The organism is Halodurantibacterium flavum (assembly GCF_042681825.1).
GTDB lineage: Bacteria > Pseudomonadota > Alphaproteobacteria > Rhodobacterales > Rhodobacteraceae > Halodurantibacterium > Halodurantibacterium flavum.
In genome coordinates this window covers 119,148-136,572 of record NZ_JBHUGH010000038.1, presented here as the reverse complement: position 1 = coordinate 136,572, position 17,425 = coordinate 119,148, and the positions used below count along the sequence as shown (strand labels likewise).

Annotated in this window: 18 protein-coding genes; 12 read left to right on the top strand and 6 right to left on the bottom strand. The window is 65.2% G+C overall.

The window, feature by feature from the left end; translation table 11 throughout:
• The first annotated feature begins 3 nt into the window (after nt 1-3).
• From ACFSGJ_RS20350 to ACFSGJ_RS20330, 5 genes are read left to right on the top strand one after another with little or no spacing between them, the layout of a single operon-like run.
• A complete protein-coding gene (locus ACFSGJ_RS20350) occupies nt 4-885 on the top strand; it encodes an MBL fold metallo-hydrolase (RefSeq protein ID WP_390265999.1) in 882 nt (293 codons plus the stop codon).
• Between the two features lie 4 nt (nt 886-889).
• Nucleotides 890-1,231 carry an ArsR/SmtB family transcription factor gene (locus ACFSGJ_RS20345; RefSeq protein ID WP_122003499.1) on the top strand — a complete coding sequence of 114 codons (342 nt, stop codon included), beginning with the start codon at nt 890-892 and terminating at the stop codon, nt 1,229-1,231.
• Between the two features lie 3 nt (nt 1,232-1,234).
• Complete coding sequence (locus ACFSGJ_RS20340; protein ID WP_342640501.1) at nt 1,235-1,666, top strand: YeeE/YedE family protein; 432 nt, start codon at nt 1,235-1,237, stop codon at nt 1,664-1,666.
• On the top strand, nt 1,666-2,109 hold the full coding sequence (locus ACFSGJ_RS20335) for a DUF6691 family protein (protein ID WP_390265997.1): 444 nt from the start codon (nt 1,666-1,668) through the stop codon (nt 2,107-2,109). Before ACFSGJ_RS20340 ends, ACFSGJ_RS20335 begins: the two co-directional genes overlap by 1 nt.
• Before the next feature lie 22 nt (nt 2,110-2,131).
• Nucleotides 2,132-3,862, top strand: a complete 1,731-nt coding sequence (locus tag ACFSGJ_RS20330) for a SulP family inorganic anion transporter (RefSeq protein ID WP_390265995.1) — start codon at nt 2,132-2,134, stop codon at nt 3,860-3,862.
• A gap of 256 nt (nt 3,863-4,118) precedes the next feature.
• Here ACFSGJ_RS20330 and ACFSGJ_RS20325 read toward each other — a convergent pair whose 3' ends face one another.
• The 5 genes from ACFSGJ_RS20325 to ACFSGJ_RS20305 form a co-directional block, all read right to left on the bottom strand.
• The gene (locus ACFSGJ_RS20325) at nt 4,119-4,505 is read right to left on the bottom strand and encodes a P-type ATPase actuator domain-containing protein (protein WP_390265994.1); all 387 of its coding nucleotides are present in this window, start codon (nt 4,503-4,505) and stop codon (nt 4,119-4,121) included.
• Nucleotides 4,475-5,104: an HAD-IC family P-type ATPase gene (locus ACFSGJ_RS20320; RefSeq protein ID WP_342640504.1), complete on the bottom strand. Its 630-nt coding sequence runs from the start codon at nt 5,102-5,104 to the stop codon at nt 4,475-4,477. Before ACFSGJ_RS20320 ends, ACFSGJ_RS20325 begins: the two co-directional genes overlap by 31 nt.
• A 164-nt stretch (nt 5,105-5,268) precedes the next feature.
• Entirely contained in the window at nt 5,269-6,795 is a 1,527-nt protein-coding gene (locus ACFSGJ_RS20315; protein WP_183319065.1) for an acetyl-CoA hydrolase/transferase family protein, read from the bottom strand.
• 185 nt (nt 6,796-6,980) lie between these two features.
• A complete protein-coding gene (locus ACFSGJ_RS20310; protein ID WP_183319068.1) occupies nt 6,981-7,760 on the bottom strand; it encodes a glucose 1-dehydrogenase in 780 nt (259 codons plus the stop codon).
• 73 nt (nt 7,761-7,833) lie between these two features.
• Entirely contained in the window at nt 7,834-8,073 is a 240-nt protein-coding gene (locus tag ACFSGJ_RS20305) for a DUF2798 domain-containing protein (RefSeq protein WP_183319069.1), read from the bottom strand.
• 213 nt (nt 8,074-8,286) lie between these two features.
• Here ACFSGJ_RS20305 and ACFSGJ_RS20300 point away from each other — a divergent pair, with 213 nt between their 5' ends.
• From ACFSGJ_RS20300 to cydX, 6 genes are all read left to right on the top strand, one after another.
• Nucleotides 8,287-8,859 carry a GbsR/MarR family transcriptional regulator gene (locus tag ACFSGJ_RS20300; protein WP_183319071.1) on the top strand — a complete coding sequence of 191 codons (573 nt, stop codon included), beginning with the start codon at nt 8,287-8,289 and terminating at the stop codon, nt 8,857-8,859.
• On the top strand, nt 8,856-10,643 hold the full coding sequence (cydD, locus tag ACFSGJ_RS20295; protein ID WP_390265990.1) for a thiol reductant ABC exporter subunit CydD: 1,788 nt from the start codon (nt 8,856-8,858) through the stop codon (nt 10,641-10,643). Before ACFSGJ_RS20300 ends, cydD begins: the two co-directional genes overlap by 4 nt.
• Complete coding sequence (gene cydC, locus ACFSGJ_RS20290) at nt 10,640-12,331, top strand: thiol reductant ABC exporter subunit CydC (RefSeq protein WP_183319073.1); 1,692 nt, start codon at nt 10,640-10,642, stop codon at nt 12,329-12,331. The genes cydD and cydC overlap by 4 nt, the downstream gene beginning before the upstream one ends.
• Before the next feature lie 80 nt (nt 12,332-12,411).
• Complete coding sequence (locus tag ACFSGJ_RS20285) at nt 12,412-13,989, top strand: cytochrome ubiquinol oxidase subunit I (protein WP_183319075.1); 1,578 nt, start codon at nt 12,412-12,414, stop codon at nt 13,987-13,989.
• 5 nt (nt 13,990-13,994) lie between these two features.
• A complete protein-coding gene (gene cydB, locus ACFSGJ_RS20280) occupies nt 13,995-15,152 on the top strand; it encodes a cytochrome d ubiquinol oxidase subunit II (protein ID WP_183319077.1) in 1,158 nt (385 codons plus the stop codon).
• A gap of 17 nt (nt 15,153-15,169) precedes the next feature.
• A complete protein-coding gene (cydX, locus tag ACFSGJ_RS20275; RefSeq protein ID WP_183319079.1) occupies nt 15,170-15,316 on the top strand; it encodes a cytochrome bd-I oxidase subunit CydX in 147 nt (48 codons plus the stop codon).
• Nucleotides 15,317-15,446: 130 nt separating this feature from the next.
• Here the strand turns inward: cydX and ACFSGJ_RS20270 are convergent, their stop codons facing one another.
• A complete protein-coding gene (locus ACFSGJ_RS20270) occupies nt 15,447-16,358 on the bottom strand; it encodes a LysR substrate-binding domain-containing protein (RefSeq protein ID WP_183319089.1) in 912 nt (303 codons plus the stop codon).
• 105 nt (nt 16,359-16,463) lie between these two features.
• Here ACFSGJ_RS20270 and ACFSGJ_RS20265 point away from each other — a divergent pair, with 105 nt between their 5' ends.
• Nucleotides 16,464-17,366 carry an MBL fold metallo-hydrolase gene (locus tag ACFSGJ_RS20265; protein WP_183319081.1) on the top strand — a complete coding sequence of 301 codons (903 nt, stop codon included), beginning with the start codon at nt 16,464-16,466 and terminating at the stop codon, nt 17,364-17,366.
• The last annotated feature ends 59 nt before the right edge of the window (nt 17,367-17,425 follow it).

The window sequence follows — 17,425 nt, the reverse complement described above, 5'->3', positions numbered from 1 at the left end:
CTTATGGCCCAGAAACCGGAAGTGACCGGCTTTTTCGACCGTCGCACGTGGTCGATCCAATATGTCGTCGCCGATCCCGAGACGAAGAAATGCGCGATCGTTGATCCCGTCTATGACTTCGACGAGAAGTCAGGCCAGACGGCCTCGACGAATGCCGACCGCATCCTCGAATTCGTGCGGGACAACGGTTACGAGGTTGAGTGGATCCTCGACACCCATCCGCATGCCGATCATTTCTCGGCTGCCGCCTACCTGAAACAGAAGACAGGCGCACAGACCGCCATCGGCGAGAAGGTCATCGAGGTCCAGAAGCTGTGGAAGGACTTCTACAACTGGCCGGATTTCCCGGCCGACGGCTCCCAGTGGGACCGGCTCTTTGCCGACGGAGACACCTTCCGGGTCGGCAATATCGATGCCAAGGTGATGTTCTCGCCCGGCCATACGCTCGCCTCGATCACCTATGTCATCGGCGATGCCGCCTTCGTCCATGACACGTTGTTCATGCCCGACAGCGGAACGGCGCGCGCCGACTTTCCCGGCGGCAGCGCCAAGGTGCTGTGGAAGTCGATCCAGGACATTCTGGCGCTTCCCGACGAGACCCGCATCTTCACCGGTCATGACTATCAGCCCGGCGGCCGGGAACCGCTGTGGGAGTCGACGGTCGCCGAGCAGAAGGCGAAGAACATCCACATGGCCAAGTACAAGACGGAAGAGGAGTTCGTCGCCGCGCGCGAGGCCCGCGACAGAACTCTGCCCATGCCGAAGCTGATCCTGCATTCGCTGCAGATCAACACCAGGGGTGGCCGTCTGCCCGAACCGGAAGCGAACGGCCGGCGCTATCTCAAGATCCCGCTCGATCTGTTGACAGGCGCATCCTGGGACTGAACCGGTGATCGAAAAGCTCTCCTGCGAAGCCGCCGATCTGAAGGCCAATGTCGATGAGGCATCGGCCTTCCTGAAGAAGCTGTCCAATCCGGACCGCCTGCTGGTCTGTTGCGCTCTCGTGGAGGGCGAGCGCTCCGTGCGCGAGCTCGAGGATCTGCTTGGCATCCGCCAGCCGGGCCTCTCGCAGCAGCTCGCCGGTCTTCGCGAGGCAGGACTGATCGCCGGCCGCAAGGAGGGCAAGCATGTCTTCTATCGGCTCGCCGACGCCCGCGTCGCGGCCTTCATCCACACCATGCATCGGTTGTTCTGCCAAACCGGCACGACCAACCCACAACCACGAGACTGATCGATGACCGAGTTCACACCACTCGCCTCCCTTCTCGGGGGCGCTATGATCGGCCTTGCCGCCATCCTCCTTATGGCCTTTCACGGCCGCATCGCCGGCATGACCGGCATTCTCTCCGGGCTCCTTCCGCCCTTGTCGAACGACTGGGCATGGCGCGCTGCTTTCATCGCAGGGGCGATCGTGGCTCCCGCCTTGATCATCATCGTAGCCGGGGCTTCGGCCGTGCCGTTCGAAAGCCCGGTTCCTACGCCCTGGCTCATCATCGGCGGTCTCATCGTCGGCATCGGCGTCCATTTTGGCGGAGGCTGCACGTCGGGCCATGGCGTCTGCGGGCTTGCACGCCTCTCGCCGCGCTCGATCGCCGCCACCCTGATCTTCATGGCTTCGACGGCGCTCACCGTCTTCGTTGTCCGTCACCTTCTCGGAGGCTTCTGATGGCCCGAATCCTTTCCGCCCTGATTGCCGGGCTCATTTTCGGCGCCGGCATCGCCATTTCCGGCATGATCAATCCCGCCAAGGTGCTCAACTTCTTCGACTTCGCCGGAACCTGGGACCCGTCGCTGGCCTTCGTGATGGGCGGCGCGCTCGTGGTCACCGCCATCGGCTACAGTTTCATCCTCAAGCGCCCGGCGCCGCTCTTCGACAAGACGTTCCATCTGCCGACGGCACGCAAGCTCGATCTTCCGCTTGTTGCCGGCTCGGCCGTGTTCGGCATCGGCTGGGGCATCACCGGCTTCTGTCCGGGCGGTGCCGTTCCGGCTCTCGGTCTTGGAGAGATGAGCGCCGTGATTTTCGTCGGCTCGATGCTCGCGGGCATCGTGCTGGCACGCTTCATCCGTCGTTCGGTTACCACGCGGATGCAATCGCGCATCGCCTGAGCAGGGGAAAGCAACAGGAACAATGCGTCTTCCAGCCATCAGGCTCCAGCGCTACCTCCCGATCCTCGACTGGGCACGGGCCTACGACCGCGCGACACTCACCAGTGATGTTGTTGCCGCGATCATCGTGACGATCATGTTGATCCCGCAGTCGTTGGCTTATGCAATGCTCGCCGGCATGCCGCCCGAAGTCGGCCTCTATGCCTCGATCCTGCCGCTCGTGGCCTATGCGCTGTTCGGCACCAGCCGCACGCTCGCAGTCGGCCCGGTAGCAGTCGTTTCCCTGATGACGGCCTCTGCCGTTGGCCAGATCGCCGTACAGGGGACGGCCGACTACCTTACGGCGGCGATCGTGCTGGCGCTGTTGTCGGGCGTCATGCTCGTGCTGATGGGGCTGTTGCGGCTCGGCTTCCTCGCCAACTTCCTCAGCCATCCGGTGATTTCCGGCTTCATCACCGCCTCCGGCATCCTGATCGCTGCCAGTCAGCTGAAACACATCCTTGGTGTTGCGGCCGGCGGCGACACGCTCCTCGAGATGATCATCGCGCTTGCCGGGCTGGCCGCTGAGATCAATCCCTACACCGTCGCCGTCGGCGTCGGCGCACTGGCCTTTCTCTACTTCGCGCGCACCCGCCTCAAACCTCTGCTGATCGGCATCGGCGTCGCGAAGCGCGCAGCCGACCTTGCGACCAAGACGGCGCCGATCCTTGCCGTAGCCGTCACCATCCTTCTCGCCGTCGCCCTCGACCTCGCCGCGAAGGGCGTGCCGCTTGTCGGTTCGATCCCGCAGGGCCTGCCGGCACTCGGCTTCCCCCAGGTTTCTTTCGAGCTGATCATGACGCTTGCCGCGCCGGCCTTTCTGATCAGCATCATCGGCTTCGTCGAATCCGTCTCCGTTGCCCAGACGCTCGCCTCGAAGCGCCGGCAGAGGATCGTCCCGGACCAGGAACTGATCGGGCTCGGCGCGGCCAACATCGCCGCCGGCCTCTCATCCGGCTATCCGGTGACCGGCGGCTTCGCCCGCTCCGTCGTCAATTTCGATGCCGGCGCCGAGACCCCTGCGGCCGGCGTCTTCACGGCTGTCGGCATCGCCTTCGCCACACTCTTCCTCACCCCGCTGCTCACCAGCCTGCCGCAGGCGACGCTGGCCGCAACCATCATCGTCGCGGTGCTGTCGCTCGTCGACTTCAAGGCGATCCGCCATGTCTTCCACTATTCGAAGGCCGACTTCTCCGCCATGGCCGCGACGATCATCGTCACGCTGCTCTGGGGGGTGGAGCCGGGTGTCGTCGCCGGCGTGGCACTCTCGCTGTTTCTCCACCTCTACCGCACCAGCAAACCGCATATGGCGATCATCGGCCAGGTGCCGGGCACCGAGCACTTTCGCAACGTCGAGCGACACCAGGTTCTGACCGATCCGCAGATACTGTCGATCCGCGTCGACGAAAGCCTTTATTTCGCCAACAGCCGCTATCTCGAGGATCGTATTGCCGAACTCGTTGCGCAAAGGCCGGACGTCCGCCACGTCGTGCTGATGTGTTCCGCCGTCAACGCCATCGACGCCAGCGCGCTGGAAAGCCTGGAGGAGATCAACCACCGACTCAGGGACGCCGATGTCACCTTCCATCTGACCGAAGTGAAAGGCCCGGTAATGGACCGGCTGAAGCGGGCCGACTTCCTTGACCACCTGACCGGCAGGGTCTTCCTCAGCCAGTTCGAGGCCATAAGTGCGATCCGTAGCGCAAATCCGTGACCCTCACTCGCTCCGCGGCTTTATCCCGAACCCGGCCGCGCGCTGCAACGGCGATGCATTCGACGGACATGCCCAGCGCAGTCACGTGCCGGTGCTGGTTGACGTTATAGCACCCTGGCGCGGCCCGTGCCGCGTGATGGTCTGCGCACGGACCCGAGATTGCCCGCCTCTCAGGCGGGATGGCAGCCGCATGGCGCGTCGCCAGTGCGCCGCCGACCCATAGCGGCCAATAGACCACTTATCCAACGGGGGAGGACTACGACAATGAAAAGACGAGATTTCCTTTTGGCCGGCGGGGCATTTGCTCTTGTCGGTCTTCCAGCACAACGGGCATCCGCCGCACGCCGATGGCGAGCGTGATCGTGATGACGGCGGGCAACCCCTCCGGCACCACGCCGACGGCGAGGGCGACGACCGCAATCAGCGCCTCTTGCCAGACGAAGCCGCGCACCTCGACCGCGAACCGGAACAAAAGCAGCGCCGCCGCGATGGCGATGAAGGTGAAGCGGCGGCCGAAACGGTTGATCTGCCGCAGCAGCGGCGTGGCCAGCTCCTCGACGCTGCCGACCAGGGTGCTGATCTTGCCGATCTGTGTGGCGGCGCCGGTGGCGATCACCACCCCGGTGCCCTGTCCGGCCGCCACCATCGCTCCGAATAAGCCATGGAGGTGCGGTCGCCCAGCTCCGCGTCGGCCGGCGCGGGCCCTTCGGCCTTGGCGCTGGCGACGGATTCGCCGGTCAGGGCCGCCTCTTCAAGGAGCAGACCCCGTGCGCGCAGAAGCCGCAGGTCCGCCGGCACGCGGTCGCCGGCCTCCAGCAGCACGACGTCGCCCGGCACGAGCTCGGCGGCGGGCACACTCTGGCGCCGCCCGGCCCGCAGGACATGCGCCCGCGGCGAGATCATCTTGCGGATCGCGGCAAGCGCGTCCTCGGCCTTGCCCTCCTGAACGAAGCCCACGATGGCGTTGATCAGCACCACGGCGACGATGACGCCGGCATCGACGAAGTGTCCGAGGGCCCAGGCCGCGCCCGCGCCCGCGAGCAAGAAATAGATCAGCGCGCTGTTGAACTGGGCCAGGAAACGAAAGACGGGATGGCGCCCGGTCGGCGGCGGGAGGGCATTCGGCCCATGCTTCCGAAGGCGCTGCGCAGCCTCCTGCGCCGACAGGCCGGAAGGGTACGAGCCGAGCGCGGAGACCACCTCCTCCGCCGGCAGGGCATGCGATCGCTGCGCCATATCCATCGAAATGCAGTTTCTCCTTCGCGTGTTCGGCGGCAAGCGCGCGCAGCCTGCCCCTCGTCAGACGCGATCTGCGGCCCGCAACCTTCGAACTCACCCTGGCACGCAGGCGGCGGTCTCGATATCCGACGATCGCCAGAGCCACGCCGGCCGATGATCCGGTCCGTTCACCCGGCCAGGCTTTGCGCGCTGACGGAGGCCGGTTCGGATTGCATGCTGCCGCACTCGCGCAGTTTCGCGTGCCAGGAGAGCGCTTCCTCGATGACATGCGGAGTGTGGCCGCCGCGGGCAAGCGCGCGTCGATAATAGTCGGAGAGTGCGTCGCGATAGGCCGGATGTGCGCAGTTCGCAATGATCAAACGGGCGCGTTCGCGTGGCGCCAGCCCCCGCAGATCTGCAAGACCGATCTCGGTTACCACCAGGTCGACATCATGTTCGGTGTGATCGACATGACTCACCATCGGCACCACGCTCGACACGAAACCATCCTTGGCCGTCGACTTGGTGACGAACACCGACAGGTAGGCGTTGCGCGCGAAATCGCCGGAGCCGCCAATGCCGTTCATCATATGCGTGCCGCCGACATGGGTCGAATTGATGTTGCCGTAGATGTCGAACTCCAGCGCGGTGTTGATGCCGATAATGCCGAGCCGGCGCACGACTTCCGGATGATTGCTGATTTCCTGCGGCCGCAGGATCAGCCGCTGCTTGTACCGGGGCAATTCCGGCAGCACGACCTGGTATTTCGCCGCCGAGAGCGTGATGGACGAGCCGGAGGCGAAATCGAGCTTGCCGGCATCGAACAGATCGAAGGTCGAATCCTGCAGCACCTCGGAATACATGGTGAGATTGTGGAAGGGCGTGTCGATCAGCCCGTGCAGCACCGCATTCGCAATGGTGCCGATGCCGGCCTGCAACGGTTGCAGGCGCTCTGTGAGCCGGCCCTTCTTCACCTCGTGCAGGAAGAACTCCGTCAGGTGCCCGGCGATCGCGCGCGTCTCAGCGTCGGGCGGCAGCACGCTCGAGGAACTGTCGAGCTTCGTCGTGATGACGATGGCCGCGATCTTTCCCGGGTCGACGGGAATGAAGGGCAGTCCGATCCGGCTTTGCGGCGCGACGATCGGAATCGGCTCGCGGGCAGGCCTGTGCGTGGGGATGTAGATGTCGTGGAGACCTTCGAGCGCGGCGGGCTGGGAGAGGTTGATCTCGACGATGACCTTCTCGGCGAGAATGGCGAAGCTCGCCGAGTTGCCGACCGACGTCGTCGGCACGATGCCGCCCTCTTCGGTAATGGCCACAGCTTCGATCACCGCGATGTCGACCGGGCCCATCTGGCGGCTGCGCAGCAGCTCGACGGTCTCCGACAGGTGCTGGTCGATAAACATCACCTCGCCGTTGTTGATCGCCTTGCGCAATGCAGGGTCCGACTGGAACGGCAGGCGGCGGGCGAGAACATGAGCCTCCGCCAGCGTCTTGTCGAGGTCGTTGCCGAGTGACGCACCGGTGATCAGGGTGATCTTCAGCGGCTCGGTTCGCGCGCGCTCGGCGAGCGCCATCGGCACCGCCTTGGCCTCGCCGGCGCGGGTGAAGCCGCTCATGCCGACCGTCATGCCGTCCTTGATCAGGCGCGCGGCTTCCTCCGCGCTGACCACCAGATCCCGAAGGTCGGAACGGCGTACCCGATCCTGATGCATGCGTGTTTCCCCCGCTTGTCGCCGTCGGTCCTGGCCGCCCCAGGCAACAGCTGCTTGTCGTTCTCGCGGGCCAGCCGCACTGGCTGACCCGCTTCGCGCTACCGGCAATGCTTCGATTGCCTGGCGTCATCATTCCTGCGCGTATCCTCCATCCCAGTGGCAGCGCGCATCCGGGCCTGTCTTTCTCACTGGGCCGTATAGCCGCCGTCAATCACAAGTTCCGAGCCCGTCACGAACTTCGACTCGTCGGATGCGAGGTAGAGGATTCCATAGGCGATGTCGTTCGGCTCGCCTACGTGGCCGATCGGGTGCAGCGCGTCGAGCGCCTTGCGTCCCTCGTCCGCCTCCCCATCCTCACTTACCAAAGTGTCCACCAGCGGCGTCCAAATGTAGCCCGGGTGGACCGAGTTCACGCGGATATTGAGCTTCTCCTTGGCGCAGTAGAGAGCCACAGACTTGGTGTAGAGCCGGACACCGCCCTTCGAGGCATTATAGACGCCGAGCAGCGGATCGCCGACGAGCCCGAGGATCGAGGAGAGATTGATGATCGAGCCGCCTGGGCGGGGATCATTCCGCTTCATCGCGAGTATCGCGTGCTTCGTCCCCAGATAGACACCGTCGAGGTTGATGCTCATCAGCTTGCGCCAGTCTTCATAGGTCTGCTCGTCGGGCGGGCAGGATTTGGCGATGCCGGCATTGTTGACGACGATGTCGACGCGACCAAAGCGATTGATCGTCGCCTCCACCGCCGCTTCCCACGCGCTTTCATCCGTCACGTCATGGTGAACAAACAAGGCGTCGCCGCCGGCATCGCGGATGCCCTTGGCCACCTGCTCTCCTTCCGCATCCTTGATGTCGGTGATCGACACCTTCGCCCCCTCGCGCGCCAGCAACTCGACCGTCGCCCTGCCGATACCCTGAGCCGCACCCGTGACGATGGCGACCTTTCCTTCAACACGTCCCATGACAATTTCCTTTCCACGATGCCTTTTGAATATTCGCTGTTGCTTGGCAAACCACTTTGATCCCGGTCAATCGCTATCGTACGGGCTCCAGCATGATCTTCTTCAGAATCCTGCGCACGAGCGGCGCGACCACCAGCACGCTCGGGAAGGCGATCACCCAGGACGAGAAATAGGCCCGCACCCAGAAGGAGACGAGCTCGGCCGACCAGCCGACCGCGAGCGCCGTGGATATCCCCGAGATGATGAAGGTCTGTATCCCGGAGAGCAGCAGCGCGAAGGCCAGATTTTCGTATTTCCTCGGCAGGAACGCCATTCCAACAACCATGATGCAGACGGACTTTGCCTCAAAATATACGATACTGCGCAAATGCGTAGAAACGAATAATTCGCATCACCGTCATTGAGGGCGTCGATCAGGCGCACTGTCCGCGGTTCACGACGAACAAGTGTATCTTCGCACTTGCGTAGGTACGTCATCGCGCGTATAGGAGTTTCAGAAATTTTTGAAACTTCAGGATACGCGAGTATGAACCTTCCGCCACTCGTCCAGGCCTTCGTGCTGCATTTCGGCGAAATGGGCAGCCGCTGGGGCATCAACCGCACCGTCGGCCAGATCTATGCGCTTCTCTATGTCTCGCCCGAACCGCTCTGTGCCGACCAGATCGTCGAGGCGCTCGGCATTTCGCGCTCCAACGTGTCGATGAGCCTGCGCGAGTTGCAGGGGTGGGACCTCGTCGTGCTCAAGCACCTGCCCGACGATCGACGCGACTTCTTCACCACGCCGGACGACGTCTGGCAGATTCTTCGCACCCTCGCCGAGGAGCGGAAAAAGCGCGAGATCGACCCGACGCTCTCGGTCCTGCGCGAAATCCTCATGCAGCAGCCGGGCAACGAGAATGAGCGCTTCGCGCAGCAGCGCATGGCCGAGATGCACGGCCTGATCGAGCGTCTGACCAATTGGTACGACGATGTCAAGCGGCTAGAAACCGACCGCCTCGCAACGCTTCTGAGCCTCGGTTCCAAAGTGACGAAGCTTCTGGAGACCAAGGACAAGATCGTCTCCATCGGCCGCAAGAAGCCGCGCTCCGGGGAGACGTGATCGTGATCGGGGCGGGCACCATCAACATGCGATCGGGTTCGGGAACGCCGCCGGCGGCGTCCTGCCCCTCCGCCAGTGCCCGCACCGGATCGACGTCTCTTGCTGATGAGGGTCTCTCGGACGACAGACCGAAACGGTATGCGCGGACGCTTTTGGGACCGGCGCTTCAGGTCGCCGCCTCGCTGCTCTGGATACCGCAGGCCGCGCTCATCAGCCTGTCGGTCGGCGACATTGCCGCCGGTGGCGACATCGACGCCGTGCTCATCAATGCGGGAGGCGTTCTGGCGCTCGGCATCGTCAGGGCCGTGGTCGACGCGCTCGGCGGCCGGGTCGCCTATCGCCAGGCGCGGGCGCTCCTGTCCCATCATCGTCGCGACGCGCTCGCGACGCTGGCCGCGCGCTCGCCGCTCGATGCCGGGCGCCCGGGATCCGGGCTGGCCGCAAGCACGCTCGGCGAGCAGGCCGAGGCGATCGTTCCCTATCTTGCGCGTTTCCAGCCGGCGCGCCTGCGGGCGAGCATCGTTCCCCTTGCGATCCTTGGCTGCGTCTTCGTCTGGTCATGGGTGGCCGCTCTCGTCCTCCTCATCGCCGCGCCGCTGATCCCGATCTTCATGGCGCTCATCGGATGGCGCGCCAAAGCAGCCTCCGAGGCGCAGCTTGTCGAATTGGGCGGCATGAATGCCTTTCTGCTCGACAGGCTGCGCGGCCTGGCGACGATCCGTTCGCTCGATGCCGTCGATCTGACGGCCAATCGGCTGAGAACCGACGCCGAGAGCCTGCGCACCCGCACCATGGCGGTGCTGCGCATCGCCTTTCTGTCTTCGGCCGTGCTCGAGCTCTTCGCCGCGCTCGGCGTCGCCATGGTCGCCGTCTATGTCGGTTTCCATCTTCTCGGCCAGCTTCCCTTCGGCGCATGGGGCAGCAAGCTTTCGCTGAGCGAAGGCCTGTTCATCCTGCTGCTGGCGCCCGCCTTCTTCGAGCCCTTGCGCGACCTCTCCGCCGTCTGGCATGACCGCGCTGCCGGCGAGGCCGCGCTCGAAGCCCTGCAGCGCCTCGCCCAGAAAGGCGAACGGCTTCCCGGCGCCGCTGACGGGGCGTCGGCGGACAAGCCATCCTCGCTGGCGCCGCTTTCGGTGCGCGTCGAGAACCTCCGTTTCCGTCATGCCGGACAGCGCGCGCCGGTCTTCGATGGTTTCGGGCTCACGGTCGCGGCGGGAGAACATGTCGCACTGCTCGGGCCCAGCGGAACGGGAAAATCGACACTGCTTGCGCTGCTTGCCGGTCTCTCCCTTCCCGAAAGCGGGCGCATCGTCATCGCTGGAGAGACGCTGACGGACCGCAATGCCTCGCTATTGCGCCGCCGCATTGCCTGGATCGGCCAGACACCGCATGTCTTCGCCGGCACGCTCGCCGGCAATGTCTCCCTCGGTCGGTCCGACGTCGGCAGGGCAGCCATCCAGAGCGCGCTGCAAAGCGTCGGTCTCGAAGAGGTTGCGGCCAGGAGAGGGGCCGTTCCGGTCGGCGAGAACGGGGTCGGGCTTTCGGGCGGCGAGGCTTCCCGCCTGGCGCTCGCGCGCGTGGCCGTGGCCCCGCAGACTGGGCTGGTCCTCGTCGACGAGCCCACCGCCCATCTCGACACCAGGACCGCAGCGGCGATCGCCGATGCGTTGATTGCGCTTGCCCGTGGCCGCACGCTGATCGTGGCCACCCATGATCCGGTGCTCGCGGCGCGCATGGACCGGATCGTGCGCCTGGCGCCTTCGCCGCTGGAGGACGCCGCATGATCGCTCGTGCACGCCAGTTACTTCCGGTCGCGCGGCTGTTCCTCACCGGCAACCGCCCCATGCTGCTCTCCGGACTGTTGCTTTCGGCGGCGACGGCGCTTTCCGGCGTGGCGCTCCTCGGCCTTTCCGGCTGGTTCATCACCGCGACAGCCATCGCGGGTCTGTCCGTTGCGACCGCGCTCGCCTTCGACGTGTTTGCGCCGTCCGCGGGCATCCGCTTCCTGGCGCTGGCGCGCACGGCCGCCCGCTACGGCGAGCGGTTGACCACGCATGACGCCACGCTCGGCGTTCTCGCCGAACTGCGCGAGCGCCTGTTCCGGGGATGGGCAAGAGCAGGGGTGGCGGGCGAACTCGCCAAGCGTCCCGCCCGTCTTCTCTTCCGCCTCACGCTCGACATCGACTCGCTCGACTCGCTCTATCTGCGGGTCGCCGTCCCGATCGCCGCCGCGCTCGCCGTGGCGCTGACGAGTGGTGTCGCCCTGGCGCTGGTGCATCCCGTGCTCGGCGCGGTGACCGCCATCTTTCTGGTTGTCGTCGGGACGGGCATCCCGATCGCAGCGGCGGTGGCTGCGAGGCGGCCGGCCCGGCGCAGGGCCTATGCCCTGGAGATCCTGCGCTCGCGGGTCATCGACCTCATCGCCGGCCAGACCGAATGGATCATGGCCGGGCAGCTCGCCGATCGCCAAGGCGAGCTCGGCGCCGTAGACCGCTACCTGTCGGACAGTGACGACGCACTGAACCGCATCGAAACGATGACCAGCATCGCCTTCGGCGCTGCCGGCGCGCTTCTCCTGTCGGCCGTCCTCGTGGCCATGGGGCTTCTGGCCGGACAAGGCATGTTCGCCGCGCCGGTCGCCGCCCTCGCTCTCCTCATAGCCCTGGCCGCGCTCGATCCCTTTGCGGCGCTGCGGCGCGGATCCGTCGAACTCGGCCGCACGCTGCTTGCGGTACGGCGGATCGCACCGCGTCTGGAGGCGGCGGCGCCGGCACCCGGTATCGCACCGCCGCCACCGGGTATCGCCGCGTGCCTTGCCGATGTCACCGTCAGGCATTCCGGCGCGAGAGCCCCGATCCTCCATGCGATCTCGCTTTCAATACGGGCTGGCGAGCGTGTCGCCGTGATCGGCCCGAGCGGAGCCGGCAAGTCGACGCTGCTTGCCCTCATCGCGGGCGAGATCGGCGCCGAGACGGGGCAGGTCGCATGCCGCTCCGCCACGCTCTTCACCCAGCGGACCGAACTGTTCCAGGATTGCCTACGCGACAATCTGCGCCTTGCCGACCCACAAGCCGACGACCGCCGTCTTTGGGAGGCGCTGGACGCCGCCGGGCTGCGCCGCGATGTCGACGCCATGGCGCACGGTCTGGACACGCGCCTCGGGGAAGGAGGGTACGGCCTTTCCGGAGGACAGGCGCGCCGGCTCGCACTCGCCCGTCTCCTCCTTCGTGACACGCCGCTCTGGCTGCTCGACGAGCCGACGGAAGGTCTCGATGGGGCGACGGCGCGCGACGTGCTGGCGCGCATCATGGCGCGCGCCGCAGGCCGCACGATCGTCGTGGCGACGCATATCCGGCGCGAGGCCGAAAACGCCGACCGACTGGTCATCCTGAACAAGGGAACCATCACCGCCGTCATCGGGCGTGGCGAGCCCGGCTTCGTGGCCGCACTCGCCGCGCTGCGACCCGACTGACGGCGCTCAACCGCAATCAGGCGCTACCTCTGGCGTGACGCCGTAATGACAAGGAGGCCGGACGAAGCCGGACCAAGTCAATGGAACTCGATATTGTTGATCTTTCGCGGCTGCAATTCGCCATAACCGCGCTCTACCACTTCCTGTTCGTGCCGCTGACGCTCGGCCTCTCCGTGCTGCTGGCCATCATGGAGACGGTCTATGTCATGACCGGCCGGCCGATCTGGCGACAGATGACGAAATTCTGGGGCACGTTGTTCGGCATCAACTTCGTCCTCGGCGTCGCCACCGGCATCGTCATGGAATTCCAGTTCGGCATGAACTGGAGCTACTACAGCCACTATGTCGGGGACATCTTCGGCGCGCCGCTGGCGATCGAGGGTCTGATGGCCTTCTTCCTCGAGGCGACCTTCGTCGGCCTGTTCTTCTTCGGCTGGGACAAGCTCTCCAAGGTCGGTCATCTCGTGGCGACCTGGGCGGTGGCGCTCGGCTCCAACCTTTCGGCGCTGTGGATCCTCGTCGCCAACGGCTGGATGCAGAACCCGGCCGGCTCCGTCTTCAATCCCGAAACAATGCGCATGGAGGTTAGCGACTTCTATGCCGTGCTGCTCAACCCGGTGGCGCAGGCGAAGTTCGTCCATACGGTCTCGGCAGGCTATGTCACCGCCGCGGTGTTCGTGCTCGGCGTTTCGGCCTGGTACGCGCTCAAGGGCCGTCATGCGGAACTCGCGAAACGCTCTATGACGGTTGCTGCCTCCTTCGGCCTTGCGGCTGCCCTGTCCGTCGTCGTGCTCGGTGACGAAAGCGGTTATCTGTCGACCGAGCACCAGAAGATGAAGCTCGCGGCCATCGAGGGCATGTGGGAAACCGAACCGGCTCCCGCCGCCTTCACGCTCCTCGGCTTGCCCGATCAGCAATCCCGCGAGACCCATTACGCAGTCAAGATTCCCTGGGTCATGGGCCTGATCGGAACGCGCTCTCTCACGACCGAAATCCCGGGCATCGAGGAGCTCGTGGTCCATGCCGAAAGCCGCATCCGCCGGGGAATCGCCGCCTTCGACGCGCTCCAGCAGATTCGGGAAGCCGGAGGCCCGAACGCCGTCGCTGCGGACGTTCGCGCGGCCTTCGAGGACAACGGCCAGCATCTCGGCTACGCCTTGCTGCTCAAGCGGTACGTCGACGATCCGCGCCAGGCGAGCGACGCGCAGATCGCGCAGGCGGCATGGGATACGGTGCCGCACGTGCCGTCCCTGTTCTGGTCGTTCCGCATCATGGTCGGGCTGGGCTTCTTCTTCATCGCTTTGATGGCCCTGTTCTTCTATCTCTCGGCAAGACGCAGGCTCGACCGCTATCCCCTGCTGCTGCGTCTCGCGGTCTTTTCCATCCCGCTGCCGTGGATCGCAGCCGAGCTCGGATGGGTCGTCGCCGAGTTCGGTCGCCAGCCCTGGATCATCGAAGGTGTGCTTCCCACCGCCGCCGCGGTCTCGAATCTCGGGGCCGCGACGCTGCTCGTCACCATCGCCGGCTTCGTGCTGATCTACACGGTCCTGTTCGTCATCGAGATGGCCCTGATGATCCGGGCGATCCGCAAGGGACCCGAGCCCGACGACGAGGCCGAGGCCGAACTCGTTTCCCCGTCCCTTGTCGCCGCGGAGTGAACATCATGATCCTGCATCAATTCATCGACTACGAAATGCTCCGCGTCGTCTGGTGGCTGCTGCTCGGCGTGCTCCTGATCGGTTTCGCCGTGATGGACGGCTTCGACCTTGGTACCGCCACGCTGCTGCCCTTCGTCGCCAGGAGTGATGTGGAGCGGCGCGTCGTCATCAACGCGGTCGGGCCGGTCTGGGAAGGCAACCAGGTCTGGCTGATCCTCGGCGGCGGCGCCATCTTCGCCGCCTGGCCGCCGCTCTATGCGGTGTCCTTCTCCGGCTTCTACCTGGCCATGTTCGCCATCCTCTTCGCGCTGATCCTGCGCCCGGTCGGTTTCAAATACCGTTCCAAGCGCGACAGCGCGGCCTGGCGCTCGGCCTGGGACTGGGCCCTCTTCATAGGCGGTTTCGTGCCGGCGCTCGTCATGGGCGTGGCAGTCGGCAATGTGCTGCAGGGCGTGCCGTTCCGTTTCGGCGACGATCTGCGCATCTATTATGAGGGCACGACGCTGTTCGAACTGCTCAATCCGTTCGGATTGCTGGCCGGGCTTGTCTCGGTCGCCATGCTCGTCATGCATGGGGCGGCCTGGCTCATCCTGAAAAGCGAGGGTCCCGTCGCCGAGCGCGCGCGACGCTGGGGAAGCATCGCCGCCATCGTGACGATCGCCCTGTTCGCGCTCGGCGGCGTCTGGCTCTGGCTCGGCATCGACGGCTATCGGATCGCCAGCGAAGTCACCACGACCGGTGCGTCCAACCCGCTGCGCAAAACCGTCGAGCAGGCGCCAGGCGTCTGGTTTGAGAACTATGGCGCGCATGCGTGGATGACGATCGCTCCCGCGCTCGGCTTCCTCGGCGCGGCGGGGGGCTACGCCTTCATGCGCGCGCGCCGGGAAATCCCGGCACTGCTCTCCACCTCGATCTCCATCCTCGGCATCATCTCGACGGTGGGATTGTCGATGTTCCCGTTCATCCTTCCGTCCTCCCTCGACCCCCGGTCGAGCCTGACGGTCTGGGATGCCTCCTCGAGCCATCTCACGCTCTTCATCATGCTGGTCGTGACCGTCGTCTTCGTGCCGATCATCGTCGCCTATACCGCGTGGGTCTATCGCGTCCTGTGGGGCAAGGTGGACGAGAAGGGCATCCGCGAAGGAAACGGTCACGCCTATTGACGGAAAGGATAGTTGCAATGTGGTATTTCGCCTGGCTTCTCGGCCTGCCGCTGGCGGCGGCGTTCGCCGTCCTCAATGCGATGTGGTACGAGCTCATGGACGACACGGCGAAGAAGCCGACGCAGCCGCTGCCCGCGGCCGGACACGCCCGCCCGGACCGGTGAGCCCCGGGACGTCACCTTTCGGTGGCGTCTTGGCGTCTTCCAGCGGCGGCAGTCGCTTTGCCATGCCGCAGCGGCGATGGTTCAGCGGCGCATGCCAAGGGCGGATGCCATGCCGCGTGGCGGCCTCGCTTCACCCCTGCTGGCCTTTGGCCCAGGTCTGGATGAGCCGTCCCAGGGCACGAAACTCCTCGCCGCGCATCGATTGCCTGCGCCAGCACAGGCCGATCTCCCGGGCATTGGCCTGGTCCGACAGCGGCCGCGTCACCACCGGGCTGCCTTTGAGAATGCCCGCGGACAGCGCGCTTTCGGGAAGCAGGGTCGCTCCCATCCCCTCGGCGACCATAGCGACCAGCGTGTGCAGGCTGGTCGCCGAAAAGGTCGTCTGCATCCGTCGGGGAGCCGCCTCCAGGAACGGCAATGCATGGCTGTGAAGGCACTGATCCTTCTCCAGGAGCAGAAGCGGCTCGCCGTTGAGGTTATCCTCGCTCAGACATTGCGCATCGGCGAGCGAATGCTGAGGGCTGCAGGCGAACCAGTAGGGATCCTTGAACAGGGCCATCGTCTCGAAGCCGCCCACGTCATAGGGGAAGGCCATGAGCAGCAGATCGAGCCGGCCCGCCGCCAGCCGCTCGAGCAGAGCCCCCGTCTTGTCCTCCCGCAGCACCAGCCTCAGCTCCGGATATCGCCCGCTGATGTAGGGCAGGAGCCTCGGAAGAAGAAACGGCCCGATCGTCGGGATCACCCCGAGGGCGAGCTGACCGGTCAAAGGCAGGGCTGCCCTCGCACCCATCTCGATGAGCGCCTCGGCCTCCTGGAGAAGATGGCGCGCCCGCTCGGCGATCTGGAGACCGGCCGGTGTGATGAAGACGGTCCGCTTCGTGCGCTCGGCCAGCGTGACGCCGAGCACGGCTTCGAGTTCCCTGATGCCAACGCTGAGCGTCGACTGGGTCACCCCGCATGCATCCGCCGCCCGTCCGAAATGGCTGTGATCCGCCAGGGCGACGAGATAGCGCAGCTGCCTCAGATTCGGGAGCGGCTTCACCGGCAATCGTTTCCTTCGATAACTGAAGCCAGAATAATTCATTTCTACGAACTTACGCAATATCGTATATGAGGCGCAGAGCAATATTCGAAGGAGGATCATCTGATGGGCCCGAAGCCAGCTTCCTATCCAGTCGATCTCTCGGTCAGTCCAGACGTAACGCCGTTTTTCGACGAGGCGACCAACACCATCAGCTACGTCGTCAAGGACCCGGCCTCCAAGGCGTGCGCCATTGTCGATTCGGTGATGGACATCGACTACGCCGCCGGCCGGATCGCCTACGAGTCCGCCGATGAGATAATCGACTTCGTCACCAGGAATGGATTGACCGTCGAGTGGCTGATCGAGACGCACGTCCACGCCGACCATCTTTCGGCCGCGCCCTACATCCAGGCGAAGCTCGGCGGCAAGCTGGGCATCGGCGACCGCATCACCATCGTCCAGGACACCTTCGGCAAGATCTTCAACGAAGGCACCGAGTTTCAGCGGGACGGCAGCCAGTTCGACCGGCTGTTCCAGGACGGCGACACCTACACGATCGGGACGATGAATGCGTTCGCCATGCACACGCCCGGCCACACGCCCGCATGCATGACCCATGTCGTCGGCAATGCCGCCTTCGTGGGCGACACCCTGTTCATGCCCGACAGCGGAACGGCTCGCGCCGATTTCCCGGGTGGGGATGCACACGAACTCTATCGCTCCATCAAGAAGGTGCTCGCCCTTCCTCCTGAGATGCGCCTGTTCATGTGCCACGACTATGGTGCCGACGGCCGGCGGGAAATCCGATGGGAAACCACGGTCGGTGAGGAGCGCGCGCACAACAAGCACGCGCGCGACGGCATCAGCGAAGACGAGTTCGTCGCCATGCGGACGGCCCGCGACGCGACCCTCGCCATGCCCAAGCTCATCATTCCGTCGATCCAGGTGAACATGAAGGCCGGCGAACTGCCTGCGCCCGATGCCAGCGGCAAGCGCTTCCTCAAGGTTCCCATCGACGCTCTCTGACTGCCGGATATCCGCAGCAGAATCACCCCGCACCCCGCTCAACCACAACGAAAAGGACA